The sequence below is a fragment of the Candidatus Obscuribacterales bacterium genome, from assembly GCA_036703605.1.
Taxonomy (GTDB): Bacteria; Cyanobacteriota; Cyanobacteriia; order RECH01; family RECH01; genus RECH01.
In genome coordinates, this window is sequence record DATNRH010001087.1 from 1 (window position 1) to 3,599 (window position 3,599).

Here is a 3,599-nt window from a genome sequence, read left to right on the forward strand (position 1 = left end):
CCCAGGTATACGTTGCACCTGACCGCCCAGAATGTGCACTGCTGGAGTAAACCAGTAGCTCACCGGTAAAGTGCTGGTCACTGTTAAGCTGAAATTGTTGCGTTAACTGACCAATTGACAAGTGTCTCAAGACTGAAAAACTCCATCTGAGGTAATGTTTTTAACGTAAACATTAAGATGGTAGACGACCTCAGAACACCATAGGTAAATTCGACTCTGCATAAATGCATGACTAACATCAAGTCTAGGGCAATAGCTCTAGGCTCAGGATGATGTTATGGGGAACATGAGCACTGATAATGAAGCGTCTCAACTGAATCACTCATCACATCAACAACGTCAGTCTGTCAATTATGATCAAAGATCGTGATGGCGACTCACTCTACCTAAACTATTCAACCGTATCCCTGAACTATATCCCTGCACATGAAATAAATTGTTCAAGTATTGCGTAGCAGATGCAACTAAATTTAATCTCTCTATGTAATGTTACTCCAAGAATTAGCCGTTTGCCACGTTTTAGTCTCCGTAGAATCACTGATTTTTTTTTGGTTGCGATTAAACAGTAGCTTTGGTGAGGGCTGGCACAATGCAATCGCTCGCCATTTTGCCCCGTAAAAATTACAGGCAACAGGGTCAGAATACCCGCAGCCGCCCCTCCCATCATCAATAGGTAGGGATCGGGGTCAGGATGACGGACAGCAGGCGATCGCACCTGGAGCAATTCAAAGGCGGCGGCTATACACTGCATCCACTGACCAGCACTGTCCAACACCACGATCTAGTACCAAGATGGCACAATCTATTGTCTCTAAGAGCGATCGCTGGCTCAGGCTAGGGTTTGTTGCCTGAGAGGCCAATTCCCTCGCAGGGGTAGTAGTATGGCATACAGATCTCGTTGATGATCAATGAGGTCATGGAATAAACTGGGGCTCGCTGGCGATGAATAACCGCGCAACCTCACCCCGATCGCTGGGTGAATCAGTCTATCAACCAGCCATGCACTGACGAGGTGACCTCGGCACATCGCTCAGCCATTGCCGTCCAATTGATCTAAAATGATAATCATTATCATTTTACTGTCCATCTAATTACTGCACATCCGATAAGGGCGTCCCTATGGTCACGACTGCGATGACAACTCCAACTCCCGTTACCGTGCTCACGGGTTATTTAGGGGCAGGCAAAACCACCCTGCTCAACCGCATCCTCACCTATGAACATGGCAAGAAGGTAGCGGTGATTGTCAATGAATTTGGTGAGGTGGGTATCGATCACCAGCTTGTGGTGGATGCGGATGAAGAAATTTTTGAGATGAACAACGGCTGCATTTGCTGTACCGTACGGGGCGATTTGATTCGTATCATTGGCAACTTGATGAAACGGCGCGATCGCTTTGATCACCTTGTCATTGAAACCACAGGTCTAGCCGATCCAGCTCCAGTTATCCAAACCTTTTTTGTGGATGAAGACGTGCAGGCCCAATCGCAGTTAGACGCTGTCGTGACGGTGGTTGATGCCCAGCATATCTGGCAACATTGGGATGCGGAGGAAGCGGTAGAACAAATTGCCTTTGCCGATGTCATCTTACTCAACAAGGTTGACCTGGTCACCCCTGAGCAATTGGACGACCTAGAACGTCGGATCCGCGAGATGAATGCGATCGCTAAAATCCACCGTACCCGCGATGCTCAGATCGACATGGACGATATTTTAGGTATCTCTGCCTTCGACCTCAACAATGCACTACAGATCGATCCTGAATTTCTCAACGAAACGGCCCATGAACACGATGAAACCGTATCCTCTATTGCCATTGTGGAAGCGGGTGCCCTGCATGGCGATCGCCTCAATGCTTGGATGGGAGAACTGTTGCGCGACCATGGCCCCGACATTTTCCGCATGAAGGGCATTCTCAATATTGACGGAGAAGACTGTCGCTTTGTCTTTCAAGGTATTCATATGTTATTTGACGGCCGTCAAGATCGTCCTTGGCGACCCGATGAGACCCGCAAGAATGAACTGGTGTTTATTGGCCGTAATTTAGAATCTCTGAATTTACTAGGGCGTTTTCGAGAATGCTTAGTCTAATGTAACCGTTCTTATCCTAGAAAAGGTGTTACTGAATCGCAAGATGATGTGTGCTAAGGAACCGCGAGCGAGATGCTCATGCTCGCAGTTCGTTTACGATTCAGGTAGGGTGAGTATCTTGCTCCCATTCCGGTTGCATAGCTCTATTCAGCAACGCCAAAACTACATATCGTGATCACTTGGTTTTCTGTCCCATGCCCACCACCCACCCCTTGCTTACGTTCCACTGGCAAACCACCTTACCCGAATATGTGACGGCGATCGCTTGGTCACCCGATGGTCAAACCCTAGGTGTCGGCACGGCTGCCGGTGATGTAGCCCTGTATGCGATCGCCTCTGGAGGTGCCACAGTCCTGCAAGCCCAGAGCGATCGCTCCATTGATACCCTAGCTTTCTCTGCCGATGGTCAGTTTTTAGCCACCGGCGGGCAAGATGGTGCCGTACAGATCTGGTCATGCCTGACAGAATCACCTCAGGTTGTCCAAACATTACAGGAAGATCGAGTCTGGGTCGATCGCTTAGTCTGGCATCCGACGGATCCGGAGCTAGCCATCAGCTTTGGGCGATCGGTGCAGGTCTGGAATGTAGCGACCCAAGATCAGGTGGCCACCCTAGACTTTGCAGCATCCTCAGTCCTGGATATAGCCTGGCATCCCCAGGGAGAACATCTCTCAGTGGCAGGACATCGCGCCATCAAAACGTGGCGACGCCAAGCCTGGGATGCCTCCCCCGAAGAACGTGAAACCAGCGCCGCCATCGAAGCGATCGCTTGGTCGTCTGATGGTCGTTACCTAGCGGCTGGCAACCACGATCGCACCCTATTAGTTTGGGAAATGGGTCATCCAGCCCCGTGGCAGATGCAAGGTTTTCCGGGTAAGGTACGTCAACTGGCCTGGCCCAGTGATTCCAAGTCGAATAAGACACCGCTTTTAGCCAGTGTTAGCGCAGAAGAGATCATTATTTGGCAAAAAGAGGTTGACCCTGATGCTGGCTGGACAGCCCAACCGTTATCTGTCCACATGAGTCGAGTGGTGGCGATCGCCTTCCAGCCAGGCTCCCGACTGCTAGCCTCAACCTCCGATGATGGAACCGTCTGTCTGTGCAAGTCTGCCAGCACGCTGATCCAGCGCCTACAGGGAGCGCCCGGCGGCTTTGCCTGTCTGGCTTGGCACCCCCAAGGACAATACTTGGCAGCAGGTGGCCAGCAAGGCGAACTAATCACCTGGGCGATCGCCGCCCGCGGCCGTGGTTTTGGCACATGAGGTTAAGGCAGCCCCTGGAATGCAGATTCAGGATGCTCCCCACGTCTCTTAATGCCACGTCACATGTCTTGCTTGGGGTGAGCCTCATCATCAAGGTGGATGGCTGATGGCGATGGGGGAGCTGGATGGGCGCAGGGTTCGCAGAGTCCGAAGAATTCTAGGGTGTGGTAATAGACCTTAAAGGATCCAGAGGCCTGGATTTGATCCTCCAGTTTCACAATTGGACAGTGATCGAGCACAAAAGAC

Annotated in this window: 3 protein-coding genes; 2 read left to right on the forward strand and 1 reads right to left on the reverse strand. The window is 51.0% G+C overall.

Annotation, left to right across the window (positions count from 1 at the left end):
• Positions 1-1,119 precede the first annotated feature (1,119 nt).
• Both V6D20_22525 and V6D20_22530 read left to right on the forward strand, forming a co-directional pair.
• Positions 1,120-2,091, forward strand: a complete 972-nt coding sequence (locus V6D20_22525) for a GTP-binding protein (GenBank protein ID HEY9818557.1) — start codon at positions 1,120-1,122, stop codon at positions 2,089-2,091.
• Between the two features lie 194 nt (positions 2,092-2,285).
• On the forward strand, positions 2,286-3,353 hold the full coding sequence (locus V6D20_22530) for a hypothetical protein (protein ID HEY9818558.1): 1,068 nt from the start codon (positions 2,286-2,288) through the stop codon (positions 3,351-3,353).
• Positions 3,354-3,412: 59 nt separating this feature from the next.
• Here the strand turns inward: V6D20_22530 and V6D20_22535 are convergent.
• On the reverse strand, positions 3,413-3,599 hold a 187-nt coding region (locus V6D20_22535), incomplete at its 5' end, for a hypothetical protein (GenBank protein ID HEY9818559.1).

Coding starts and splice junctions, on each gene's coding strand:
- V6D20_22525 (HEY9818557.1), top strand. CDS start 1,120: ATGGTCACGACTGCGATGACAACTCCAACTCCCGTTACCGTGCTCACG.
- V6D20_22530 (HEY9818558.1), top strand. CDS start 2,286: ATGCCCACCACCCACCCCTTGCTTACGTTCCACTGGCAAACCACCTTA.